General features: G+C 50.7%; 20 protein-coding genes and 2 pseudogenes. 9 read left to right on the top strand and 13 right to left on the bottom strand.

The features are described from left to right. Positions 1 to 102: 102 nt before the first annotated feature. The 5 genes and pseudogenes from ABSH60_RS20715 to ABSH60_RS20695 all read right to left on the bottom strand — a co-directional run bounded on the left by ABSH60_RS20715 (position 103) and on the right by ABSH60_RS20695 (position 4,006). A pseudogene (locus ABSH60_RS20715) lies at positions 103 to 431 on the bottom strand (NIPSNAP family protein). 68 nt (positions 432 to 499) lie between these two features. After that, positions 500 to 982 (bottom strand): NUDIX domain-containing protein, encoded by a 483-nt coding sequence (locus ABSH60_RS20710; protein ID WP_390975901.1) that lies wholly within the window; start codon positions 980 to 982, stop codon positions 500 to 502. A gap of 221 nt (positions 983 to 1,203) precedes the next feature. After that, a pseudogene (locus ABSH60_RS20705) lies at positions 1,204 to 2,063 on the bottom strand (SMP-30/gluconolactonase/LRE family protein). 57 nt (positions 2,064 to 2,120) lie between these two features. After that, positions 2,121 to 2,594: a DMT family transporter gene (locus ABSH60_RS20700; RefSeq protein WP_390975899.1), complete on the bottom strand. Its 474-nt coding sequence runs from the start codon at positions 2,592 to 2,594 to the stop codon at positions 2,121 to 2,123. 14 nt (positions 2,595 to 2,608) lie between these two features. After that, positions 2,609 to 4,006: an amidohydrolase family protein gene (locus ABSH60_RS20695; RefSeq protein ID WP_390975897.1), complete on the bottom strand. Its 1,398-nt coding sequence runs from the start codon at positions 4,004 to 4,006 to the stop codon at positions 2,609 to 2,611. Between the two features lie 130 nt (positions 4,007 to 4,136). Here ABSH60_RS20695 and ABSH60_RS20690 point away from each other — a divergent pair, with 130 nt between their 5' ends. Then, positions 4,137 to 5,054 (top strand): LysR substrate-binding domain-containing protein, encoded by a 918-nt coding sequence (locus tag ABSH60_RS20690; RefSeq protein ID WP_390975895.1) that lies wholly within the window; start codon positions 4,137 to 4,139, stop codon positions 5,052 to 5,054. A gap of 94 nt (positions 5,055 to 5,148) precedes the next feature. Here ABSH60_RS20690 and ABSH60_RS20685 read toward each other — a convergent pair whose 3' ends face one another. Then, a complete protein-coding gene (locus ABSH60_RS20685) occupies positions 5,149 to 6,339 on the bottom strand; it encodes an MFS transporter (RefSeq protein WP_390975893.1) in 1,191 nt (396 codons plus the stop codon). Between the two features lie 87 nt (positions 6,340 to 6,426). Here ABSH60_RS20685 and ABSH60_RS20680 point away from each other — a divergent pair, with 87 nt between their 5' ends. Continuing rightward, complete coding sequence (locus ABSH60_RS20680) at positions 6,427 to 7,221, top strand: helix-turn-helix domain-containing protein (RefSeq protein ID WP_129639815.1); 795 nt, start codon at positions 6,427 to 6,429, stop codon at positions 7,219 to 7,221. Between the two features lie 220 nt (positions 7,222 to 7,441). After that, entirely contained in the window at positions 7,442 to 7,738 is a 297-nt protein-coding gene (locus tag ABSH60_RS20675; protein ID WP_390975891.1) for a hypothetical protein, read from the top strand. A gap of 134 nt (positions 7,739 to 7,872) precedes the next feature. Here ABSH60_RS20675 and ABSH60_RS20670 read toward each other — a convergent pair whose 3' ends face one another. Together ABSH60_RS20670 and ABSH60_RS20665 are read right to left on the bottom strand one after the other, a co-directional pair. Further along, on the bottom strand, positions 7,873 to 8,610 hold the full coding sequence (locus tag ABSH60_RS20670; protein ID WP_390975889.1) for a metallophosphoesterase: 738 nt from the start codon (positions 8,608 to 8,610) through the stop codon (positions 7,873 to 7,875). A gap of 213 nt (positions 8,611 to 8,823) precedes the next feature. Then, positions 8,824 to 9,750, bottom strand: coding sequence for a hypothetical protein (locus ABSH60_RS20665; RefSeq protein ID WP_390975887.1), 927 nt, complete (start codon positions 9,748 to 9,750; stop codon positions 8,824 to 8,826). 790 nt (positions 9,751 to 10,540) lie between these two features. On the opposite strand from ABSH60_RS20665, the gene ABSH60_RS20660 reads away from it, so the two are divergent. Together ABSH60_RS20660 and ABSH60_RS20655 are read left to right on the top strand one after the other, a co-directional pair. Beyond that, the gene (locus ABSH60_RS20660) at positions 10,541 to 11,530 is read left to right on the top strand and encodes a lysozyme inhibitor LprI family protein (RefSeq protein WP_136377267.1); all 990 of its coding nucleotides are present in this window, start codon (positions 10,541 to 10,543) and stop codon (positions 11,528 to 11,530) included. 326 nt (positions 11,531 to 11,856) lie between these two features. Then, positions 11,857 to 12,102 carry a hypothetical protein gene (locus tag ABSH60_RS20655; protein ID WP_390975885.1) on the top strand — a complete coding sequence of 82 codons (246 nt, stop codon included), beginning with the start codon at positions 11,857 to 11,859 and terminating at the stop codon, positions 12,100 to 12,102. A 147-nt stretch (positions 12,103 to 12,249) separates the two neighbouring features. Here ABSH60_RS20655 and cspE read toward each other — a convergent pair whose 3' ends face one another. After that, positions 12,250 to 12,462: a transcription antiterminator/RNA stability regulator CspE gene (gene cspE / locus ABSH60_RS20650; protein ID WP_056779359.1), complete on the bottom strand. Its 213-nt coding sequence runs from the start codon at positions 12,460 to 12,462 to the stop codon at positions 12,250 to 12,252. A 1,496-nt stretch (positions 12,463 to 13,958) separates the two neighbouring features. On the opposite strand from cspE, the gene ABSH60_RS20645 reads away from it, so the two are divergent. Next, on the top strand, positions 13,959 to 14,273 hold the full coding sequence (locus ABSH60_RS20645; protein ID WP_390975883.1) for an I78 family peptidase inhibitor: 315 nt from the start codon (positions 13,959 to 13,961) through the stop codon (positions 14,271 to 14,273). An 815-nt stretch (positions 14,274 to 15,088) separates the two neighbouring features. On the opposite strand, the gene ABSH60_RS20640 is transcribed toward ABSH60_RS20645, so the two are convergent. The 4 genes from ABSH60_RS20640 to ABSH60_RS20625 form a co-directional block, all read right to left on the bottom strand. Then, on the bottom strand, positions 15,089 to 15,823 hold the full coding sequence (locus ABSH60_RS20640) for a pirin family protein (RefSeq protein WP_056779363.1): 735 nt from the start codon (positions 15,821 to 15,823) through the stop codon (positions 15,089 to 15,091). A 128-nt stretch (positions 15,824 to 15,951) separates the two neighbouring features. Next, positions 15,952 to 17,682: an ATP-binding cassette domain-containing protein gene (locus tag ABSH60_RS20635; protein ID WP_390975881.1), complete on the bottom strand. Its 1,731-nt coding sequence runs from the start codon at positions 17,680 to 17,682 to the stop codon at positions 15,952 to 15,954. A 288-nt stretch (positions 17,683 to 17,970) separates the two neighbouring features. Next, a complete protein-coding gene (locus ABSH60_RS20630) occupies positions 17,971 to 19,209 on the bottom strand; it encodes an MFS transporter (protein ID WP_122096593.1) in 1,239 nt (412 codons plus the stop codon). Between the two features lie 255 nt (positions 19,210 to 19,464). Beyond that, positions 19,465 to 20,142 (bottom strand): SDR family oxidoreductase, encoded by a 678-nt coding sequence (locus ABSH60_RS20625; protein WP_390975879.1) that lies wholly within the window; start codon positions 20,140 to 20,142, stop codon positions 19,465 to 19,467. A 407-nt stretch (positions 20,143 to 20,549) separates the two neighbouring features. On the opposite strand from ABSH60_RS20625, the gene ABSH60_RS20620 reads away from it, so the two are divergent. The 3 genes from ABSH60_RS20620 (at position 20,550) to ABSH60_RS20610 (ending at position 24,456) form a co-directional block, all read left to right on the top strand. Beyond that, positions 20,550 to 21,569 (top strand): hypothetical protein, encoded by a 1,020-nt coding sequence (locus tag ABSH60_RS20620; protein ID WP_235533401.1) that lies wholly within the window; start codon positions 20,550 to 20,552, stop codon positions 21,567 to 21,569. Positions 21,570 to 21,777: 208 nt separating this feature from the next. Continuing rightward, positions 21,778 to 22,548 (top strand): DUF3750 domain-containing protein, encoded by a 771-nt coding sequence (locus tag ABSH60_RS20615; protein WP_056772644.1) that lies wholly within the window; start codon positions 21,778 to 21,780, stop codon positions 22,546 to 22,548. Positions 22,549 to 23,097: 549 nt separating this feature from the next. Further along, on the top strand, positions 23,098 to 24,456 hold the full coding sequence (locus ABSH60_RS20610) for a TolC family outer membrane protein (RefSeq protein ID WP_082465701.1): 1,359 nt from the start codon (positions 23,098 to 23,100) through the stop codon (positions 24,454 to 24,456). The last annotated feature ends 81 nt before the right edge of the window (positions 24,457 to 24,537 follow it).

Genomic DNA, 24,537 nt, shown 5'->3' with positions numbered 1-24,537 from the left:
CTGTATTGAACAGACGGAGGGTTGTGTCCAGATAGTGCGAGAATTTAATGGCAGGCAATAAAAAATGCCGCTTGCGCGGCTATATTGTACATAGCTGCACAATTAACTGGATCGTAAACTCTCAATTGCACTGTTGCTAAGCGTGAGAACCGATTTAACGCTGACGCTGATCCTATCGATAATGGCCTGCCGGGGGCCAAGACGCCATTCTTCACTGTTGTAAAAAATTCCTGAGAGGATTTGAGCTGGGAGAGGCTGTTATAAGCTCTGATCAGATAGTATGCGTCGTTGTCATGTGCGGATATACCAAAAGAAATAATATCCATACCCGCGGAACGGTGAAGCGGAGCACTCTCCTCCGTCATGATTCTGTGGAAGTCTTTCCCGGTGCCGGGTTTTAGGGTGTACAGCAGAAATTCAACTGTTTTCATCTTCGATATCCTTTTCATTTTTCTGATCATGCTGAGCCTGAGCGTCTCCCGAGTGCCAAAAGCGAACGTTAAGGACATTGCGAGGCGTTATGTGATAACGAGTCGGTTAACTTGCCTTCAAGAATGTTACGGATCAAATCCAATGGGAAGATTGTTTCATCGGTACATCTGAGTTCTTCTATTGTCCACCAATGATGATCGCGAATGACCTTCTTTTCGTTACTACTCCACCCAGATCTGTCGATATCTGATTCATCTGTATTGATAATAAAGAAACGCTCTTCTGCAAGAACAGTCTCACCACTGGGCAAAACCATTGTAAAGGTTCTGGATGCTATTTGCGGTCCCGTAGTATTTCTTTTCAGACCTGTTTCTTCAAGTAACTCACGCAAAGCAGCCTGCTCGAAAGATTCATTGTGTTCAAGCCCACCACCTGGGGTTGCCCAGTAGGATCTCCCACTCAGAGCATCATCTTTATGAACGAAGTTAAAGAGCAGCACGTGATTTTCAGGCGAGAGTATTATTAATCGCGATGATGGACGAATGCGCACAAAGTCACCTCAAAAGAGTTTAAAACCCTATTTAGAATTAGATATAAAAATAAATTAATGTATGAACAATCATTAAGCCTGAATGTTTTTCAGCTTTAACATAACTCAAATGTCCGCTCCTCGCTCAAAGCGGACCATTTACGCCCGCATTTGTGCTTCGTGCCAGAAGCGGACGTTTTCTTTGAGCCAGAACTGCCAAATTTCTATCAGTATCAAAACCATTAAAATGTGTGTGCCGCAAAGCGGTTTTCAGGTAATCCGGGACGGAGATCAGATTTAGCTTTGAGCAATGCACCGTCATATTCAGACAGCGCAGTGAGTCCCACTGTAGCCGTGGTGCAATAGAGACGGTTAAAACCCTCACCGGCGAGTGTCGGACAGGTGCTCTGGATTCCAGGTGACGTCAGAATAGCGTCTGTGGTCCCATCCGGGCGGTAACGGACAACACGGTTCCCCCCCATTCAGCATTCCATAGATAGCCCATCTCATCCACGCAGGAGCCGTCAGGCGCGCCGCTGCCTTCGCTTTCGGCGAACACGTGCTGGTTCTGCAGCGAGGGGTAATCACAGCACATTATCCGACCCTGCATCGAGTCACAGTAATAGAACGTGAAACCATCGGGGCTGAAACAGATGCTGTTCGGTATAGCGACATCGGGCAGTGCAAGCGTCTCAACAGTCAGCGTTGCCGCGTTGAGTCGATGAAACTTACCGATGACTTTAACGGGATAACCGTCATCCATCGTCCCGAAGACAAAATTACCGGCACGGTCACATCGTCCATCACCTATGCGGGTACCGGTGTCTCCTGGTGAAGCGGCCACAGGGGTAATTAACCCGCCGTTGAGATCATAGAAAGCCAGCCTTGACGCGAATCCCATCAGCAGAATATGACTTTGTTCAGTCAGTACAAAGGAGCCAAGGCGTTCAGGCAGCGACCAGCGCATCACAGCATCATTGCCTTCTTCTATGGCGAGCAGTTCACTGGCTTCAATGTCAGTCCAGTAGAGCCTGCGGGTTCTTTCACACCACAGCGGGCACTCTCCGAGCGTATTCCTGACCTCAGTTGCAATTGAAAACATGATAATCCTCCGGATATAAAAGGTCGTACTGCACGATGGTAAAAGTGGATAACGCAGTTACTGCAGAAAACGTGCAGAGAGCCGATCGCCGAAAAGCATGACGGCAAGTCCGATCAGCATGACAACCATTCCCCCCAGCCTGAATAACGAAACCGGACGCCGCACCGCGCCCAGCAAGCCAAAATGATCAATCATCTGCGAGGAAAGTAACTGTCCGACAATCGCCAGCCCGAGCAGAGCTGAAAACCCGATTTTCGGCGCAAGCACGACATAGCTGAACAGGGCACATGCGCCTATCATTCCGCCCGCCAGACTCCAGAGGGGTTGCGACGGGATCGCCGCCAGCGATGTCATCAACCCACCCCGCAGCAGCGCGTAAATCCCCAGACTGAACGCGCCCGCCGTAAATGAAAACAGCGCCGCAGTGACCGGGTCGCCGCCCAGTCCCTTTGCCAGCTGGCTGTTCAGGGTCGTCTGCAGGGTGATCCCCAGGCCTGCGGCAAAAGCGATTACGTAATAGATCATACCCATGCTTTTCATCCTGGTCAGTCGGCCTGCACCAGCGGCAGGAAGGTGTCAGCAAACATGTCAGGCTGGTAGCCAGAGGCTGCAAAAAGGTGCTCACGCGACTCATCAATCGCCGCATGTAGTCGCGCGCTGTCTACGCCCAGCACCTTACCGTTCTGTTTAACGATGCGTCCGCCGATCATGACGGTGTCGGTGTTGCTGCGCTCGGCGGCATGAACCACCGTGCCAAAGGCATTGCCGGATGGGTAAAGATTGAGATCACTGACGCTAATCAGCACCAGGTCGGCTTGTTTGCCTGGCGTCAGGCTGCCGACTTTGTCCTGCAGCCCTGCACAGGCAGCGCCATCAAGAGTCGCGGCTTTAAGGAGCTGCGCCGCCGGAAGCGTTTTCAGCGCATGTTCAGAATCGCAGCACTGCTGCTGATGCATGCCCATCACGCGCTGCAGGTAAAAGGCGACGCGCATCTCCATAAACATGTCGGTGCTGTACGACGTTTCATTGTCTACGCTCAGGCCAGGGTTGATGCCATGACGCTGCGCGGCCTCAATGGCGAACATCCCGCTTTCGATGCCATAGTGCGAATCTGAGCGCGGGCAGACGTTCACCCGGACACCGGCCTCCCGCAGAATTTTCCATCCCCGGTCGGGCAGCGCCGTGCAGTGATTGAAAATATTGTCCGGACCCAGCAGCCCCTGCTGATGCAGCGACTCAAGTTCAGACCCCATCTCAGCACCAAAGAACTCAGTGACAATCGACAGTCCCAGCCTGCGGGCCTCGGCCCACAACTCCGGCTCCAGCTGGGCCATGACGGCGAGAGAGACCAGGCTTTCAGGGTTGTCGGTGAAATACTTATCCTGCAGACGCTGCCAGTTTCCCGGCCAGTGCGCTTTATCCCATTCGCCAGCTATCGGTGCGCCGGAAGCATGAATGGCACGAATGCCGGTATCAAGCAGGGCCTCCACGGCGGCATCGGAATGCGCTGCGGTTCGGCTGTTGTGCGAGTTATCGATCATCGTGGTGATACCCGCGTCAATAGCGCCCAGCGCCGTCAGCAGGTTGCCAACATAGATATCGGCAGGACGGTAATATTTAGCGAAGGAGAAGTGAGTGGCGTTGCTGTAGTCGTCCAGGCAGGTGGCGTTTGGGTTAATTCGGCGCAGCTGTCCTTCCCATGCGTGACGATGAGAATCGACCATTCCCGGCATGGCGATCATGTTGGTGGCATCAATGACATGCGCACCCGGCACATCCAGGTTCTGGCCGACGGCGGTAATCGTTGAGCCGTTGATGAGAATATCACCGCGCTCAATGTTACCGACGCTCCCGTCCATGCTCAGTATCGTCGCGCCACGAATCAACGTAGCCTGTGAAGTGACATTCTGATTGTTAACAATATTTCGGATGTAGTCGGTCATTAAACCTGCCTCTTTCCTGATTAATGGGGAAACGATACGCCACGTCATTAGCCAGAAAAAGATGCTTAAAGCGTTTTCATAATTCATAATTCGCGAATAATCAGACTCACTTTTACCCCGGAGCAGGACGATGGATCGGATTCAGGCTATGCAGGTTTTTATTAGGGTTGCTGAAGCCGGAAGCTTTGTGCGTGCGGCAGAGACACTGTCACTGCCAGCTTCCACCGTCACCAGCACGATTAAAAATCTGGAGAAATACCTGCAGGTGCGTCTGCTTAACCGGACGACGAGGCGGGTCAGACTCACTCCTGAAGGCCTGCAGTATCTTGCGCAGTGCCGGGAAATCCTTTCACTGATTGAACACACGGAATCCAGCCTGATCGATTCCGTGAGGCGGCCCCAGGGGCGACTGCGGATAGATATGCCCGGTGCGATCGCCCATTTTATCGTCATGCCGAATCTGAAAGATTTTTACCGGCTCTATCCGGATATTTATCTGATGATCGGCGTCAGCGACCGGCAGGTTGATCTTGTTCAGGAAGGTGTGGATTGCGTCATCAGAACCGGGGAATTAACCGACTCCACGCTGGTTGCCCGTCCCCTTGGCCGGTTTCGTTGGGTGACCTGTGCCTCGCCGGACTATCTTAGGGAGTACGGTATCCCTGAGACGCCTGAAGCGTTGTCGCAGCATCGGGCAATCCATTACTTTTCCGGTTCGGGAAGACGGACCAATGAACTGCGTTTTACGCGTGGCACTGAGATGCTTTCCGTTCCGGTAGAAGGGGACGCAGCCGTTAACGAAACGGGACTCTATATCAGACTCTGTCTTGAGGGTTTTGGGCTGGCGCAGCTTGCTGAGAATGTGATTTCGGAGAATCTACAGCAAGGCAAGCTGGTCGAGGTTCTGGCGGAATGGCAGCCACCTTCAGTGCCGGTGACGATGCTCTATCCGCATCAGCGTTTTCTCTCTCCCGCAGTGCGTGCTTTTGCTGACTGGGTCGCCGGGCTTTTTAACGATGACGCAGGTCAAAAACGGTCTTCTCTGTAAAAGGTCGCCTTAAGTAGCAGGGATATTTATCGTAACGATAATGGAGAGTATCCGCAGCAGGAGAACAGAGCGCTCTCCTGATGCGTCGGCAAATTCAGCCCGGCTGCTGTGCCGATTCCAGGTGTGCATTTCGTCCGGCAGCCATTCCTGTGCAGGCACCAGCGACCGCGATTGCTGCGGTCATCAGTAATGGCAATGTCCAGCCTCCGGACAACTCCTGTACTTTGCCCAGCAGCAGCGGACCCATCGCCGCCATCAGATAACCGACGCTCTGCGCCATGCCTGACAGCGCGGCGGCGTCACCGGCATTTTTGGTACGAAGCCCGATGAAGGTCAGGCCCAGCATCATACTGGCACCCGAGCCGAAGCCGAGAAGAGCAGCCCACAGCATCGCCAGACTCGGCAGGTACAGGATGCCGATAAAGGACGCAGCGGTTAACAGGCTGACGCCGACAGCGGCTGCTTTCTGATCGTTGAGGCGACGCAGCGTGGCCGCCAGAATCAGGCCTGGAATGGCGGTGGTCAGCTGAAGAATGCCGTGTACTTCACCGGCCTGGGCTGAGGATAGTCCACTGTCCGTTAGAATGGCGGGGAGCCAGCCGACAGCAACATAAAACGGCATCGCATTCAGGCCCATAAACAAGGTGACCTGCCATGCCAGAGGCGAGCGCCAGACCGCGACGGTCGCCGTTGTTTTCTCACCCGCTGCTGGCAACTGATGCTTCATCTTTAACTGGGGCAACCATAAAAGCAACGCAAGCAGCGGTGCAATAACCAACATGGCTAACGCGATGTTCCAGCCCCAGCTCTGCGTCAGAGGAATGACAACGGCTGAACCAATAGCACCAGCCGCGCCCATGGTGATGGAATATGCCCCCGTCACGGAAGCCACGTTGCCAGAAAAGTCGCGTTTGATAAGGCCAGGCAACAGGACATTGCCGAGCGCAATCCCGATACCTATCAATATGGTCCCGCCATAAAGCGCCCAGACACTGCCTGTGGAGCGAAGCAGGATGCCCGCTGAAATCACGACCAGGGCACCAAAAAGGGTGCGTTCAAGACCGTACTTGTGTGAGATGGATGCGCTCAGCGGTGAAAAGGCGGCAAAGGCCAGTAAAGGCAGCGAGTTAAGCAACCCAACGGCAGTAATACTTAGCCCAAAATCATGGCGAATAGACTCTAAAACGGGTGCGATAGCGGTAAAAGGAACACGCAGGTTGATAGCTATAAAAAGGATGCCGGTCACAAGTATGATTGAAGACCACTTGTTCGTAGTGTGGGACATAAATTTTGCTTTCTCTGGTAAAAAGAGAGACTTTAAAGGACGCATGAGTTACAGAATATAGATAACCTGACAACATATAACTAAATCATGCCAGTTAATAAAAAACCGGTGACCTCACCGGATGAGTTTAATGCCGATGCTTTCAGTCAGGCTGCTATCGCGCTGCATGTATCATCGTCAGGCGAGTATGCAGGTCAGAGTCCGCACGCTCACCGTAAGGGACAACTTATTATCTCTTTGCGCGGTGCAGTGAGCTGTGAGGTTGAGGATGCGCTGTGGCTTGTTCCACCCGGACATGCTGTCTGGGTTCCGGGTGAAATATCCCACAGTTGCCGGGTCACGAAGAATGCAGATACCTGCTTTCTGTTTATCGAACCCGGCGCGGCAGCGATGCCGGAAATCTGCTGTACCCTGGCGATTACTTCTCTGGTCCGCGAGCTTGTTCTGTATCTGGCAGAGCAGGGACAGGCTTATTCACCTGACAGTAAAACCGCCAGGCTCGCAGCGGTGCTGCTGGAGCATATTCCGGATGTGCCGGTTGAAGCGCTCCATCTTCCCGTATCCGATCATCCTAAAATCCGGAATATGGCTGAGGCACTTTTTAATGAGCCTGATGATCGGCGAACGTTAAAGCAGTGGGCTGCACATCTGGTCACCAGCGAACGATCGCTGGCCAGGCTGATAAAAGAGGCGACAGGAATGAGCTTTGGTCGCTGGCGTCAGCAACTGCATTTGATGATTGCCCTGAGCCATCTGGCTGAAGGTCAGTCCGTGCAGCGCGTAGCCGGAACGCTGGGATATGATTCGGTCAGCGCATTTATTACGATGTTCAGAAAAGCGCTGGGTAAATCACCGACGCAATATTTTTCGTCTCTAAACTAATGCAAAACAACACAAACCGAATTTTTATAAAGAACGCCAACGTCCGCTCTTCGCTCTCAGCAGACGTTGCCCAGTACGCAGGTCGGCTCCGTGCCTGGATCAGACGTTGTTAGCATCGCTGATGCCCTATTCATATGGGGCAGCTAAAGGAATATAATATGTTTGCTACTATAGGAAATAATGGATACATAGATAGAGCCAATTTGCGAGGTGTAGAAAAATGAAAGAAATAAAGTTAATGGCTGATTATCATTGCCATCCATTATGGGGAGGAGAGCCGGATGATTTTGGGGATATATCTCCAGAAGGATTACCAATATCTTCAGATTTACAAAATAGTCTTGCGGATTGGGCCAAGCGATATGATGCCATACTCAATATAGATGATCCGGCATTATCTGATTTTAGCAGCTTGGAAGCGAAAAAATTATTTATTGAGGATGGTTATAAATTAGCTGAACGTCTTCAGAAAGAATTGGGAAGTACATACAAAATCATATATTACTCGAACTACTAAATCATACTCAATGCTCGATCAGGGTGACTATTTCCCCAGGTTCTAACGCACATCTACTCTATCTGGGCTGTCAGGGATGATGAAGTAATGATTTGGCCTTATTACTCTGCTCTCTTCCCTGAAAGCAGTGCCAGCTAAACGCAAACGTGATGGCTTGTAAAAGAGTTACTGACGTAGCGGTGAATCATCAATGCTGGCGGATCATTTGCAGGAGGAACGTTTACTGCTCCAAACCAGACAGGATTAGCCGGGCAGACAGAGCCACAAATGTAAGCAGGTACGCCCGCAAACATACCCGCTATTGGTCTGTGGACATGGCCTGTAGAAATGGCGAGTAGTCTGGCAGGGGCGCGTCTAATCAAATCTTCCATTTCTGTTAGACCTCTGCACATCGTTTCATCAAGCGTCGGTATACCAGATGCAAAAACGTGATGGTGCATAAACAGCAATGACGGAGGGCCGCCTGTGTCGCTAAGTTGATTATCCAACCATTCCAGATGGTCAGTCACACTGCCGTAATCCTTGTAATCAATCGTGGAATCCAGACCAATCAGGCGAATGCCACCGGTGTTATGAATGAAGTGCAGGGCCTCTCCTTGGGCATCGTGCGCCCATCTGTGCTCATCCCAAACAGAACGCATCAGACTGCGGTCGTCTGAGTTACCCGGCAGGATCAACGAAGGGTAATTTTGCTGATTCAGGCGGTCAGCTATCTGTTTATAACCTTCCTGCCAATGCCCATCCGTTAGATCACCTGTAAGTACCAGTACGTCCGGTTGCAGATGCGCAAGCCAGTTCAGTACCTGGTCGAACCGAAGCAGGTGATCATTTTCGGGTGAGGCGTGAATGTCTGAAACCTGCGCTATCAGCATAAAGACCTCATACGATTACTTTGAGGGGAACAAGACCGTGATTTATGGCCATGAATCCGGTTTCTAACATCATGTTTTTTCATTACTACGGAACCAATGGACAGATTAATTAGGATCAGTAATTCAAAAGTTACGGTGAATCAGGCTGGCAACAAAGGCGGTGGGGAACTCACTCTGCCCCGTAAAGGGCGTGAATAACTTCGTGATAATTGTCTATGTTTCTATCTGCCGTTCCGCGAGAACATGTTTAGCTGCGCTTGATGCCCATTCATCAGATTGATCAAGGTGTTCAATCTCTGACTCTGCTATCGGCGTTACGCGGATCAGCGGAACGGAACCGAAAGGCAAATTATCAATCCTACGGCCATCACGGCTGAGGATGATTCGGGTCATTGGGTTATATTCGTCTGTAAGAGTGCAAAACAGGATTGCGCCATATTTTTCAACATCGGCAGCAACCTGATACCCATCGGCAACGAGATCACCCAGGTTAATCAAGAGATGAGCCAAGTCATCAATCTGGTGGATGATGATATTCGAAGCGTCAAATTCCATGAAAAGTTCGCATCCTACGCCATTTTCCGGGTCTGCAATGCCAGCCCAGGGCGTCGAAAGGCCATCAGTGGCCAGCGTTAATTTGGTATTGCTCTTAGTGTTGAGCACTCGACGATGGGGCCCGAACCATTTTGTCTGGTTGTGTACGTTTGCGTCATCTCGTTCAGCCATAAAGCCATCTGAGACGCTGCCATACCTTTCCCAAAAGGCTCGCCTTGCTACAAAAGCTGCCTCATAAATCGGGTCTTGAGGACCGCGCGGCACAATGGTCTCATCGAATAGTGTGTCAACAGTAACGCGCCCCCGTATTAACGGTATTTTAGACCTTGTCCAGTGAACGATAACCTTATTAAAGGGCTGTATCCGTGATGCTTCAAGTTTCTCGACAACCTCCCGGACCTTCTGAAAGGAGTGGTTACCCCCTGCAACGTGACTCCCGTCTGCATACATGTAGCCTCCGGTTTGTGAGGAGACTCCAGCCTGTTCGGTGATAAAGAACCATTCTCCGTTCATTGCGCCAGCGGGTGCCTTGTCTAAGGCCGAGCGTAAATCCTTTGCCGCATCAGAGTTTGAATATGCTGTCATATCTGTCCTTTAGCTTCACGTCTTATGCATCATACTTAGTTTAACTTTTTCAAAATTATAGTATTAATTATCTTTCGGCCAGACAAACTGAAAAACGTCTACCGGGATCAGCTACCCTCTGCCTGCAGACGAGGCCAGCCACTCAACTTTCTCTAATGACGCAGCACCTTACGTACACATTCCCGGTTTTGCGCGCATAAGCGCAAACGTCTGCTTTTCGCTCTCAGAGGACAGTCCGTCCGCGTCGGGCTGTTTCTGTTTCCCAAGCGGCCCCTAAGAGAGTGAGATCATATGTGTGTGAATAGAATGCAGATATTATTATTCATGGGCCTACAAGGATTGACCTGCATTTTAGGGGAGTAAAACGATGAAAGCCTTGGAAAGTGGTGTATTGCAGCACCTGAACTACGGCGCTCTCCTACCAGACTGAACAATACCTGACATCATCAGGAATAATAGCAAGGCTTTAATATGCCACACCGCCATGTGGTAATCAGTACATGCATGGAGCCTAATGACAGATGTCCTAACGCGTTCTGTATAGTTAAAATACCCCCGACCTCATGTAACAAATTTTTTTATAGGTTATTGAGACAGTTAATATCCGCATGGATGCCCATGCCAGATGCCGTAAAGCAAAGGTGGTTTTTTTAAAGTTCTACTTGATGGTGCCGATATATGCATGTCATTGGCAGGTGAGTTTATAAGGGTACGGATCAACATAAGAAGTCACCTCAAATACAGACTCCCGGCCACCATCAAAGTTAGATAACTTACTCTAAAGGAACTCATGAGACTAAAATACACCGCACTGTTACTCGCCATTGCGCTTGCAGGTTGTGACAACAATAAAGAAGTGATTGGCTGCTCTTCTGAGATGACCAAGACTGCTTTCCTAGATTTGATCAAGAAAATTGCTTATGAAGGCCTGTCAGAGCAAGTTGATAAATATCAGGACGTAACCAGTCAGACCAAAAGAAGTGCCTTAGACAAAATTAAGCTGGTGCTTTCTGAGATTTCGACCACCTCGAATGACTCAGCCAGCACCATGAAAACATGTGAAGCGACGGTGTCTATGACGCTGCCTGCTGAGGAATACACTCAGCTCTCTGAAGCTTACCGTAAGAACTTCAACCGCAATCTGGACAAGCAACTGGAAGGTCTGTCGCTTGAGAACAGCGCGAACGTTTTTTCTAAGCGCATCAGCTACACCGCCCAGGCAACTGACGATCAAAAAAACGTGTTCGTAAAAGTGCAAACTGAAAACCCTGTCTCCGCGGGAACAAGTCTGATAACTGCACTTTCTATCATCAATCCCATTGTTGAACAGCAGAAAATTCAACAGGCTAAGGATGTCCAGCAACGCCAGATTGAGGCCCAGCAGCAGGCTCAGCTTCAAGCCCAGCAACAGGCGCAGTTTGTAGCAGACCAGCAAATCCAGAGGCAGGCACAGCTTCAGGCGCGGGAGAACGCTGATATGGCGGCTCAACAGCTACAACAGCAGACCTCACAACAATCCTATCAACAGCAGAGTTCTGGAAGCCTTGCGCAATCTCGGATTCAATTCGCGAACGTCGACTCTGATCTGAATACCGCCTGGGGCTCGTTAACACCTGCAAAGAAAAAAGAGTTACTTCCTTCCCAGCGACAGTGGATTAAAACTAAAGACGCTATGTGCGGCAAAGTCTCAATGCAGGGCAGTGATTTCGAGCTGAAAAAGATGGTCGATTGTCAGGCACAGATGACTGTATCGAGAACCGACTTTATTAAAAACCAGTAACCCAAGTAATACAGCAAAGTTTCACCCTGTATGAGTTGTTAATGCCGTTGCCACAGCTCCCTGCAGCTATGCTCGAACCACATCCTTTTGCTGTTCAATAAAACATACCCGCTTGCCGTTTCAAAAAAGGCAATTTTGAGGAAATGGTTAGCGGTAATCCGCCGCTAACCTTCAAGATGGTAATTGTAAGATTTTTGCTGTAATCCGAACCATTCATTTTTAGATAGCTTCCGAAAACGAGTTATATATTTTGGAGGCGCAATTTGCGCTGTATGCTCAAAGCTAACCCACCACCACTCTCAGTCTCATAGCCACACGCAAGACAGTTGCCTGAAGCCGACACGGCTTCAGCCGTTGCTGATCAGTGCTTTCAGAAAACGTTATTGAGTGGATTCCAGACGCTCGTCCAGGTTGACCATGGAAAAAATATTATTAATATCGTTCGGGGTTATCAGGCTGACTGTGTGGAGGGGAAGGTGTTTAGTTGGAAATTACTCTTGGCTCTGCTGACAGTAACGGTTGTTGGCTTCGCACTCTTTGGCTTCATTTTTTCACTCAAGCAGCTGGGGTAAACGACCGTCATTCTTTACTGCTGTTGGAGTATTTACAGTGCCTTAAAATGAAAAAACCCGCTCATGGCGGGTTTTTTATCACTTTCACTTATCTGCTCAGGCTGTTGCCTTCATCGCTACCGTAAATGTTAGTGCAATTATCGGCAATTACAGCGCGATAACATTTGCAGCTGAAGGGCCTTTCGCGCCGTTCTCGATAGAGAACTCCACTTTTTGGCCTTCGTCTAAGGTTTTAAAATCGCTGCTCTGAATGGCGGAGAAGTGTACGAACACGTCCTTGCTGCCGTCTTCAGGAGTGATGAAGCCGAAACCTTTTTCAGGGTTAAACCATTTTACTAAACCAGTCATTTTGTTAGACATAGATACTTCCTTTCGTTTTTGAGCCGCTTATGCAGCGAAGATGGCCTGTTTTGCAGAGTTTTACTTATTGGGCACTTAGGAGGAGGCTCATGAAGAAGGGTATCTAGGATAACGCTTAAATGAGGACTGCTTTACTAAAACTGCTTTCATAAGGTCTGTGTTCCAAACCGATGCCATCATAATAGACCTGGTTTGATTTTTTATGCAAGGATTAATTTTCGGTGAATAATTAAGCTGTCGAAGCACTGAAACAGGATGAGGGCAGGGGGAATCCATTATTGATGCATAAACAATAAAAGCCCTGACTGTACGAGTCAGGGCTTTTAAGGTACTGCTAACTTAAGATTTAACATTAATATACTTCGTTACTTTTTACTGCTATTTGGTACTGCTTTAAATGCACAAGTTACTACAGATAACATTGGGTACTGAAAACTATAACTCCCTCCTTTATCGATTTAAAACCACCTGACAACTTACACGAACACAAAACCAAGTCAGGCCAAACTACTTCAACTCGTACATTTCCCCTTCGCGATATACACTCTTTGATGCGTGGCTTTACTTCCTTCGCGATAGTTAAACTACTGACACTCATTGCTTTCGCGAACTCATAGTCAATAAAAAACAAAGCCTTACATCATCGCGTTTGTACTAACACTTATTACACTTGCCTACAACTATTACTACAATTAACACAACTACATGTATTTCAGACTGTACATCAGGTACATCTACTTACATTTAATACTACAACTTACGTTAACCAAGATTAATTATTAAACTAACGTATTCAATCTTTCTAAAACTAACAGAAATACACTTTCGTATCGCTGTTGAAGCCTAATTTACGGATTTTTAGTACCGTGTCAACACTGTTTTTAATAACATGTTTTTATTAACAGGGTGCGTCAGTTTGCGGATTTAAGAAGCTTCTGATTCCTTTATCTTCTGCATCTGTTTGAGCTGTATTTGCCTGTTGATCACTTTCACGGTGAAACACCTCAATAAAACTGTACTAACCCTTTATTGCGTTCGGTTCACCTGTTCGCTTCATTTCCCCTTGAATGTTGAAGCTGGCAACCCGCGTACTGTCACAAGTACAGACATTTATGGCACGTTTAAATGACATCCCTGCCGGGATAATAATTTCGAGCTTAGTATCTTTATTACCCAGGTGCTCTACCCTAAGGGTAGCGCTGAGTTATTTAGCGCTAATATGTACTGATGTTTTTGCAAATGCAGACCGGCCAGTGAGCCGTTTTTTTTGTGGAAGTATCTGGAAATGTGGCACCAAAAATATTAACTTGCCCGCGGCTGCCCAAACAGTAGCCGGCCCGCCAGGGCCGTGACTCTGCCTGCTGATGGCCCGCTGGCAAAAGGTTTTTTTACCCAGAATTACACAAGACAGTTGCTCGCAGCTGTTCTGTCTGTTGAAAAGGCATTACGCGCTTATGCGCCTGCGCACATTGATTCACTTTTGAAAGAAGAGCCCGATGATGATCAAGATAAACATGCTTCCCCTCTGCGCGCTGGCCGCGCTGGGCCTGACGGGGTGTCAGAGCCATCAGGATGATGTAAAGAATGAACGTGCGAAAAACGCCGCCACCGTGCAGCAGCCGGACACCTGCGGCGCGGGTTCCTTCAGTTATCTGATTGGCAAACCGGCCTCGGCACTCGATACGCTGCGGTTCGCGCAGCCGATGAGACACATCACACCAGACACGGCGGTAACGATGGATTACCGCGCCGAACGTCTGAATATTGAGTCTGATGAGAAAGGTGTGATCACCCGTTTGTACTGTTCCTAACCGATCTGCTTGTTTATTAAACAGCTCGGGCGGGTCGCTGTGATTATTCTTAGAAACCTCATCGGAAATTAAGGTTTAGATCACAGATTTCAGTACATTTTTTAATATTAAGAACGTCGATTAACCCTGTACTAAAATACAGTGTTGACACGCAGTTTATAACGAGTAGATTAGAACTTAACGCTGGAGAGGAGATGGTTAAGAGATTTATTATCCGGCGTGTATTACCGAGTAGTGAGTACCAAAGTTATTGAGCTGTAAATAAATGCGATGAAGGCCACGATGTATTTAGTATGGGTTCTTCAACACCGGGCTGAAATACCAAGCCACGTGAGAAGAGGATGTCAGGCCTTGAAGTAGAATACTGTAATCGCATCATGTGGACCATAACGCGATGATGTAAGGCCTTGTTATGAAGAGTAATGTTCGCGATTTGGGTACGTAAGTATGAAATCGAGAATGTCGCGAAGAAAGTAAGGCAACGCATCAAAGAGTCTATATCGCGAGGGCGATGTACTCATTAAGACAAATCTTAAGGATATGCCTTAATGAAATTAGCAGGATGAACGCTTATTCCATAAAACTCTAGGAGGACAGCAGTAAAGCAGTAACAAATATATCCTGTGAAAATATGTGCATCATGAGAAGTAGAGTTAAGTAATTAAGTTGATGAATGTTAAATATTAATTTGGTAGTACCCTGAAAGCCCCGGTGATTCCTTACTGGGGCTTTCTCTATTTAGGGGTTGTGATAATTAAAAGTCCGGGGATATCTCTGAATCCCAAAATCCTGTGATTATATAATCCACATGATTTTTATGTTCCGCTGATGGTTCCCGCCAGGCTGGCTTCTGCCCCGAGCAACACCAAAAAACAGACCAGCGTCGATTCACGGCTGGCTTTTGCCACCGGCAGGCCGCTCGCGACATCACTGATCGCGTCACCTTTCTCAAGCCGGTACTCATCAAGAGTAATTTCACCGTCCATGACATACAGCCACTGGGCAAAACCCGGATGTGACGGGATCGCGGTGGTGGAATCTTTCTCCAGCCGGATATCATAGACATACACCGCCTGATGAATTTCCAGCGGCGAATTGATCCCTTCCGGCGCAGCCAGCATGGTCCAGTGATCCACCCCGATGCCCTCCGGACGTTCCATAAACTGAACGCGGCTTTCTAAATCGGCTTTGCGCGGCCGGATAAAAATTTGCAACATTTCCGTCGCGACGAGCGGGGTGGATTCCTCATGCCAGATGCTTTTACCGGCATTCATCATCATCAGTTTTTTCGGCGAAAGTGCCACGCGGTGCCCTGCGGCGTCTTCATGGACCATCGAACCGCGCCACAGGTAGCTGAGAATTTCATCATTGTTGTGTTCGTGCAGGGTGACCATTGTGCCCACGTCCAGCGTGGCGTGGTCGATGACGCTGAGCGGGCCGAATGCCTCATCACCCGCGTCCGGCAGAATAAGCCCTGGCCGCATACGTCTTATTTTGAAAGGGCCGTATTCGAATGTTGTTTTAGGCGCGGCGCGCAGTACGTTAAACATAATCTCTCCGGCTGATTTTCAGGCTGACAGGTTTTTTTAGCACACAATCTTCTCTAAAGCGCACCGTCCTGACAAAAACGGACGAATACACCAGAAATAAAGGCCGCGTCCTTGCGGCACTGGGGTCGTCAGGTCAAATCCAGCAGGGCGTTCAGCTCGGCGATTTGCTGCTGCCAGCGGCTTTGCAACTCTGGTTTCTGATGTTTCGGCTTCCGCGCACGGTCTTCCTCCAGCTTACTTTCCAGATCCAGCAGCATCGCCAGCAGGCGTTCCTCTTCTGTTTCCTGCACCGAAATTGCGGATGTCTGCTTCACGACTGCCAACGCAACCGGCGGCGGCCCGCCTGCTAACATTGTGTAAACCGGTTTGAGGTCATGCCACTCCTCCAGCCGCTGTTTGTCGATAAGCCAGAACCGGTTGCAGCTTTGTTCAATCAACCGCCGGTCGTGCGACACCAGCAGCACTGCGCCACTGAAGGTTTTCAGCGTTTCCGCCAGCTCTTCTTTGCCTTCCATATCCAGATGGTTGGTCGGTTCATCGAGCAGTAACAGCGAGTAGTTCGCCAGCGTCAGGCCGATAAACAGCAGGCGTGAACGCTCACCCCCGCTCAGCGTGCAGACCTTTTGCTGATGGCGGATGTACGGGAATCCGGCGCCGATCAACGCCATTTTTCGTTGTTCCTCCAGCAACGGAGCAAACTGTGCCAGCGCATCGCTCAGGCTGTCGTCGTCACGCAGCTGTTGCAGGCTCTGATCGTAATAACCCGTACGCACGCGGGGGTGAAAAATCACGCCGGGAACCGCTGGATTCGGGTGGATAAACGCCTGCCACAGCGTATGTAAAAGTGATGATTTCCCGCAGCCATTGCGCCCGACCAGCGCAATACGGTCGCCACTTTTCACCCGCATCTCTTCCAGATTAAACAGCACCGGTGCCTCCGGCGCGGGGCGTACCTGCAAACCGGACATCGCCAGCACGCGGTCAGCCGGTAAGGCTTCACCGTTAAGCCGCAATTTCCACAGATTACCGGCTGTCACCTCGGTTTGATCGTCCTTCAGCCGTTCTGCCTGTTTTTCCATCTGCTTGGCCTTGCGCGCCAGCCCTTCGTTGTCATACACGCTGCCCCACACCGCCAGCCGTTTGGCGCTTTTTTCCACGCGGTCGATCTCCTTCTGCTCAGATTTGCGGCGCAAAGCGTCAGCGCAGTCTTTTTCCTCCAGCGCCAGACGGGCTTGCGTACAAGGCAAACGGATAAATTGCAGGGTTTTATCGCGCAGGATCCAGGTGGCATTAGTGACGTTATCCAGCAGGCTGCGGTCATGGGAAACGAGCACAAAGCTGCCGTTCCAATTTTTCAGAAACTGCTCAAGCCACAGCAGGGTGGGGAGATCCAGATGGTTGCTCGGCTCATCGAGCAGCAGCAAATCCGGCTGGCGGATCAGCGCCCGCGCCAGCAGCAGGCGGGTGTGCTGGCCGCCGCTGAGCGTGCCGGCGGTCAGATCCCAGGCCGGTTCATCAAACCCCAGCGTGGCAAGCAGCACTTCTGCCTGCCAGCGTTCCGGCTGATGCAGACTTTCCGGCAGATGATTCAGCACGGCGTCAATCAGCGAACCCCCGGCGAGCGCCGCCGGCAGATGCTGTTCAATACGCGCCATCAGACACTGGCCGGAGAGCGTCACCGTGCCGGAAGACGCGGCCAGATCGCCACTGAGAATTTTCAGCAGGGTACTTTTACCGCAGCCGTTATGGCCGATAAGCCCGATGCGGTCGCCTTTTTTCAGGCCGAAGGAAATCTCAGCCAGCAGCGGGCCGAAAGTGTTATCAAAGGATAAGGATTGTGCAGACAATAATGTTGTCATGTTGCTTACTCAGGTTTTCAGGCATAGCTATGCCCGTCGTCAGAAACGCCGACGATAACCGGTAAGCCGGAGGGAAGTTCTCAGGTTGTCAGTTAGCTTCGCTCAGGCGGGTTATCGCGGCACGGTGCCGGAAATACCTGAGCAGTGACGATCGCTAAGGACGAGTGAAATTAAAAAAACTTCACGGGTCAGCATGGCAATCCTCCTTATATAACGTTGGTGAATGAATGAGTTGAGTATATTGGGGATTTTGGATTTGTTCCAGTGACGAAAATCCCCGCCATACATTTATGCGGCAATCACTTCGTTTTCCAGCTTCTGCCGTTTGCGCAGGCCGGGGAACCAGGTCATCCATAAGCCGACCACGATCAGCGTACCCACACCGCCGATGGCGGCGGCAGGCACTGCGCCGAGCCAGGCCGCCATCAGGCCGGATTCAAACTCGCCGAGCTGATTTGAAGTGTTGATGAAGATGGAATTGACTGCGCTGACGCGGCCGCGCATATCGTCAGGCGTGTCGAGCTGCACCAGTGCGCCACGGATCACCATGCTCACCATATCGAATCCGCCGAGGGCGAACAGCGCCAGGATGGATAACCACAGCGAGGTGGAAAATGCGAAGACCAGCGTCGCGGCACCGAAACCGGCGACGGCGGCAAACATGATTTTCCCGACGTTGCGGTTAAGCGCCCGGTGGCTGAGCCAGAAACCGACAATCAATCCACCGACCGCAGGCGCGCCGCGCAACAAACCTAATCCCCACGGCCCCGTATGCAGAATATCGTGCGCGAAAATGGGCAGCAGGGCGGTGGCGCCGCCGAGCAGCACGGCAAACAGATCCAGAGAAATCACGCCCAGCACGTCGGGGCGGTTGCGGATAAACCCGATCCCGGCGAACAGCGTTTTGAACGTCGCGGGTACGCGGCGCGGTGGCGTATGTTCGTAACGTAAACGGCTCACCATCACAATCGACAACAGATACAACGCGGCACACACCGCGTAAGCGACACCGGCGCCCGCGACATACAAAAAGCCGCCGAGCGCAGGGCCGACCATCGCCGCAGCCTGACCGGAAACGCTGTTCGCCGCCATGGCGCGTGCCAGCAAATGCGGCGGCACCAGCGCAGGCAACATCGATTGCAGGGAAGGCGCTTCCATCGCTTTGGCCGTGGAAATCATGAAAATCAAACTGAGGATCACCACTTCATTTACGTGATGCGTCAGTGTCAGCCAGGCCAGCGCGGCGATAGCGACCCACTCGGCAATTTGCCCGAGCAGCACCACGCGGCGACGGTCGAACTGATCGGCAACGTGGCCGGCGACCAGCGCCAGCAACACCGACGGCAGAAATTGCACCAGACCAATCAGCCCGAGGTCGAACGCCCGGCCGGTCATCGAGTAAATCTGCCAGCTCACCACAATGGAAAGCATCTGGAAACCGAAGCTGGAAGCCGCACGGGCGATCCAGAAAGCGACAAACGAGCGGTGCTGTAACAGTGAGTCCGACTGGCCGGAGAGAGCAGACATGACAAATCCCTGAAGAAAATGAAAGATGCCGGGTCTGCGGTCGGAGACGACTCGTTAGCCCGGCAATTATTGTGTATACAAATAATTAACAAACAAGGTGAGTCGTATATTTATCACAAAACCTTCGGCAAATCTTTAACCCGCAGAGTGAACAACGTTGTCGTGCGCGGTCTGGCGGTGCAGCCTGCGGATTGCCACCATGCAAAACGGCCTCCGCAGAGGCCGTTATTTAGCGTTTTAAACAGGTGGGAGCCTTTACCAGCGCAGTTCGCGGCCGGAATATTCCACAAAATGATGGCCGCCTTTGCCGCGCCATTTTTCGAACACATCAGCAATGCCGTTGGTGCTTTCAGAGATGGTCAGCGTGGCATTTTCACCACCCATATCAGTCTGCACCCAGCCCGGATGCACGGACAACAGCGTCTGACCCTGCTTGTCGGTTTCTTCTTTCAGCGGACGCGTCAGCATATTCAAAGCCGCTTTGCTGGCGGAATACAGCGGGTAGGTGGCGACAGCGTTTTCATTCAGGCTGGCCAGTTCAGACGTCATCAGCGCGATGACACCGGTTTTCGCTTTCAGCAAAGGCAGCAATTCTGTTGCGCAACGCACCGGGGAAAACGTGTTGGTCATAAACAGCCTGACGATCTCTTCATCATCTGCCTGATTGACGTCCTGATGATCCGGGCCGAATGCCCCTGCGTTAACAAAAATCAGGTCGAACGTACTGTCTGAAAGCGCATCTTTCACTGCGTTGCGTTCATCAGCTTTATTGATGTCCAGCTTCAGCCACTCTGCAGAGGACGGGCTGCCGGCAGGAACCGCATCACGCGTCGTCGCAGTGACCTGCCAGCCGCGTTCTGCCAGAACATTTACCACACCTAAACCGATACCGCGCGAGGCGCCAATGATCAATGCTTTCTGAGAATTAGTCATATTCATCCTTTTTTCAATGGGTTATATCAGATATTCGTTTTCAGCCTTTCGTCATGTTACCGGCAGTATGCGGCAGAGCCCGCGGGGCGGCAATGGCTCGCTGTCCCATTTTCCCGGTGTGCGGTTGACGTCTTCACGTTTTACGCACCGACCGGTTTTATAAAATAATTAAAATAGTTTCATTGCGAACAGGTAATGATTTTTAATGAGTTTTTGACGAATTTGACTTAAACGGACGTTGAATTCGCGGTGCGACAGAGGCAATTTCCCGTTTTATGGCTAATCTTATTTAAGCTGCTGTCAGGTTTATATATTTAATATGGCCTTTTGCGGTGGTTCTCAGGAGTTTAACGTACCTTATTTGCTTTTTTTAAATGAAAAGTATGGTAACCAATGGAGATATCAAAATGATTGAAAACCCTAACCCTGCACCAGGGCATTACAATAATACGCTGGTTGAACCGGTAAATTCTGTTCCCCTTAAACGTATTTCATGGAGTGCGGTATTCGCGGGTGTCATTATTTCAATGGTGGTTTATCTGCTGTTGTCCATATTAGGTACCGCGGTCGGAGCCAGTACCATTGATCCGCTGAAAGAACAAAATCCGCTGGACGGTCTGGGTATGGGCGCGGCCATCTGGACCGGTGCCAGTATGTTGATCTCCATCGCGGCCGGTGCCTACGCAAGCGGCCGTCTGGCCCAGCGCGAAGGGGCGCTGCATGGTCTGTTAATGTTTGGCGTCAATACGCTGATTTGCGCCTGGTTCCTGCTGGTGGTGGTGAATAATGCCATGAGCGGTGCGATGAGCGTGGTGGGTTCCGGGTTGCAAACGTTAGGCAGCGGAATATCCGCCGCCGCGCCGCCGGTGACTCAGATGGTAAAAGATAAACTGGGCGAGAATAATATTAACCTCGACAGTTTACAGAATGAACTTGAAACCACGTTGCGTCAGACGGGTAAACCGGAATTACAGCCGGAGAACTTGCAAAATAAAGCGGAAGGTGAAGTCAATAATGCACAGGCGCAGGCCGGTGACACCGCAAACCATCCGCAAACTGCCGACACTGATTTGACCAACTTTATTAAGGGCCTTATTTCCCGTAATGAAGCGACATTCCAGGCGGCTGACCGCGAAGCGCTGAAAAATATCATCAAAGCGCGTACCGGTAAAAGCGATCAGGAAGTGGATCAGATTGTCAGCCAGGCTGAGAAAACCTATCAGCAGGCGCGGGCAAAATACGAAGAACTGAAACAGCAGGCGGAGCAGAAAGCCCGTGAAGCTGGCGAGAAAGCGGCCGCCGCCACGGCGAAAGCCAGCTGGTTCGCCTTCTTTATGTTAATCGTTGAAGCCGTACTGGCCGGTGCGATGGGCATGTTGGGTCGCCGCACTCAGCCTGAGCCGGTGTTTACACATCAGCGTCATTAACGGCTAAGTCAGTTGTCATTTATACCCGGAGGGAGATAGCGATATCTCCCTCTTTTTATGTGCAGATTTCCCCCGCGCCGCCGCGCATCCCGCAACATTCCCGTACCCCCCTCCCGCCTGAACGCCCGCAAATGCTATGCGTTATTGCCACCCTCCGGCGCAGTGCGTAATGTGGAGGTTTCGAACAATTCTCTCAGGTGAAAAAAGCATGATCACCCTTAAATGGTTTAGCCTCGTCTTTGTCTGTGTTTTGCTGCTGTCATTTGGATACAGCTATGCCAAAGCGACCCAGACCAAAGAAGAACCCGTGCAAAACTGGTCAACGGCACGCCGTGATTCCGCCGGGATTGCACCCGATCCGGTTAAGCTCAAAGACACCGCGATTGTGCAGATTTACGTTGCGCCCACTTACGGATGGCGCGGGCTGGTCGCCGTCCACCCGTGGATTATTTTCAAACGTGAAGGGGAAACCGCCTTTACCCGTTACGACGTGGTCAGCTGGGGCAGCGACAACGTCGTTCGCCGCAATTACGCCATACCTGACGGCTACTGGTTTGGTTCAAGGCCAAGAAAGCTGGTCGATCACCGGGGCGCGTCAGCGCAGGCGCTGATCCCGCAGATCGAAGCGGCCATCAAAAATTACCCTTATCCGCATACCTATCACGCCTGGCCGGGCCCGAACAGTAACACCTTTATGGCGCATATTGGCCGTGAAGTGCCGGATCTCAAGCTAGATATGCCGTCGAATGCCATCGGTAAAGACTATCGCGGCATCACTAATCCGATCGGTTTACCGCCGTCGGGGCGTGGCGTTCAGGTATCGGTGCTGGGGCTTCTGGGCGTCACGATGGGTGTGGAAGAGGGCGTGGAGGTCAATGTGTTAGGGCTAAATCTCGGCATTGATATTAAGTCTCCGGCGCTGCGTTTACCCTTCATCGGGCGTGTGGGTTTTGATAATCCCGGCAATGCCGAACTCTGAGCAGATACCCCTTCAACACATCAGTTTCATTAATCAATTCCGCCGTTTTTTATTCTGCTGATTTTTCACCTTTGCCTGAAGTGATTCAGGCAAAATACCCTAAGGAATTATTCAGAATAATCGTTCGCTTTTCTCTCATTTCACCCTTCTGCCACGCTGTATAAGACAAATTCTGGTGATTTTCTTTGTAAGGATTTCGCAAATATTCCTAGGATTTGCCTGACTTTTGTAAAGCTTTTCCGACGATTGTGAACGAATCCCCTGATTTCAGTGTGCTTTTTGTCACTTCACGACATCTTTTTGTGAGAAAAATAACACCCTGATATCACAGGCAAATTCATTCATCCGATGAATGCAAAACTTAGGATTTTTCGCACCGCGTGAATGTGTCCTCCGATTGTTTCAGAGCGTTCCGACGGTTTTCAGCCACTATTTCTGAGTGAGGAACATTGCAATAATGATGCCGTAAGTGAAAAGGAAGAGATGTTTCGGAAACAGTGCGACAGCGGCACGAGGATGTTTCCGACAGGATATCGACAGGAGCGTCAGATGAAAAAAATGCTTAAGAGTGTCGTAACAAAGTGCAGCGTGCTCACTCTGTTTCTGACGCTGCCGTTTATCACACAGGCCGCCGTTTCAGAAACAGCGCCACAGTGGGCCACAGCGCCGTCGATGAAAGGCATGGATTCGGTGGATCTGAAAACCGCCATTTTGCAGGCGTTTTCCCGCAGCCCGTCCGTTACCCAGCAGGCGTATCAGATGGGGATTGGTCAGGCGCAAATCCGCGAAGCGCAAAGTGCGTGGTATCCGCAAATCGGGCTGACCGCCAATACCGGTAACTCGACGCAGCAGGACTCCTTCAACAGTCTGAACAATGCGGCGGCTTACGGCCTGACGCTCTCACAGCTGGTTTACGATTTCGGCAAAACCAACGCCAGTATTCACCAGCAAAAATCTGCGCAGGAAAGCTATCGCTACAAACTGCTGGCGACACTGTCTGACGTCGCCGAACAAACGGCAACGGCGTATCTCGATGTGCTGAAATATCAGGATCTGACCCAGGCGGTGCAGGATAATATTAATGCGCTCGAAGAAGTCCGGCGAATGTCCTCTTTGCGCGCCGATGCCGGATTAAGTACCCGCTCGGATGTGTTGCAGGCGCAATCACGTATTTCCGGGATGCGTTCAACACTGAAACAATATCAGGCGAGCTTATCTGCGGCGAAAGCCCAATTAGCATCGCTGACCGGTGTGAAAGCAAATCATTACCTGCCCGTGTCCGGTGTGAATTTAGATCCGCCGGTCATGCCGGATAATATTAATTATTCGCGGGTGCCGTCCGTGTTATATGCGCAGGCGCAACAAGAATCCGCCTCATTTGAAGTGAATAAAGCCAAGTCTGATTATTTACCGACCCTGAGTTTACAGGCCAGTCGAACCCGTTACGAAACAACCAATAACCCTTACTGGAATAATCAGATCCAGCTGCACGTGAATGCTCCGCTCTACCAGGGAGGCGCGGTTTCCGCCCGCGTCAGCCAGGCGGAAGGGCATAAAAACATTGCCGCCACGCTGGTCGATCAGGCCAAGCTGGATGTACTGCAAAAAGCTTCTGTGGCTTATGCCAACTGGGCTGGCGCCCAAGGGCAGTTGCAGGCCAGTGCGGATCAGTTGCAGGATTCTGTCCGCTCGCGTGATGTGTACAAAAACGAATATAAGCTCAATCAGCGCACCCTGAATGACTTACTCAGCGTGGAACAGGATGTATTCCAGGCGCAGTTTTCACAGGTCAGCGCCCGATACGACAGCTGGTATTCGCAAATAAATTACGCCACGGCGATGAATGATTTATTGCCACAACTCGGTATTAACCAGGGCGTGAGTCAGTCACTGCCTGATTTAAAGTAACCTGCAGTTCCGACAGAAAAAAAATGCCAGGTTAATGGCGTTGTAATAACACCTATTGGGTATATAAAAGGAATGGACACA

The organism is Rahnella sp. R3(2024) (assembly GCF_042920125.1).
GTDB lineage: Bacteria > Pseudomonadota > Gammaproteobacteria > Enterobacterales > Enterobacteriaceae > Rahnella > Rahnella rivi.
The sequence above is the reverse complement of the archived record's forward strand: the minus strand, read 5'-3'. Positions and strand labels throughout refer to the sequence as shown.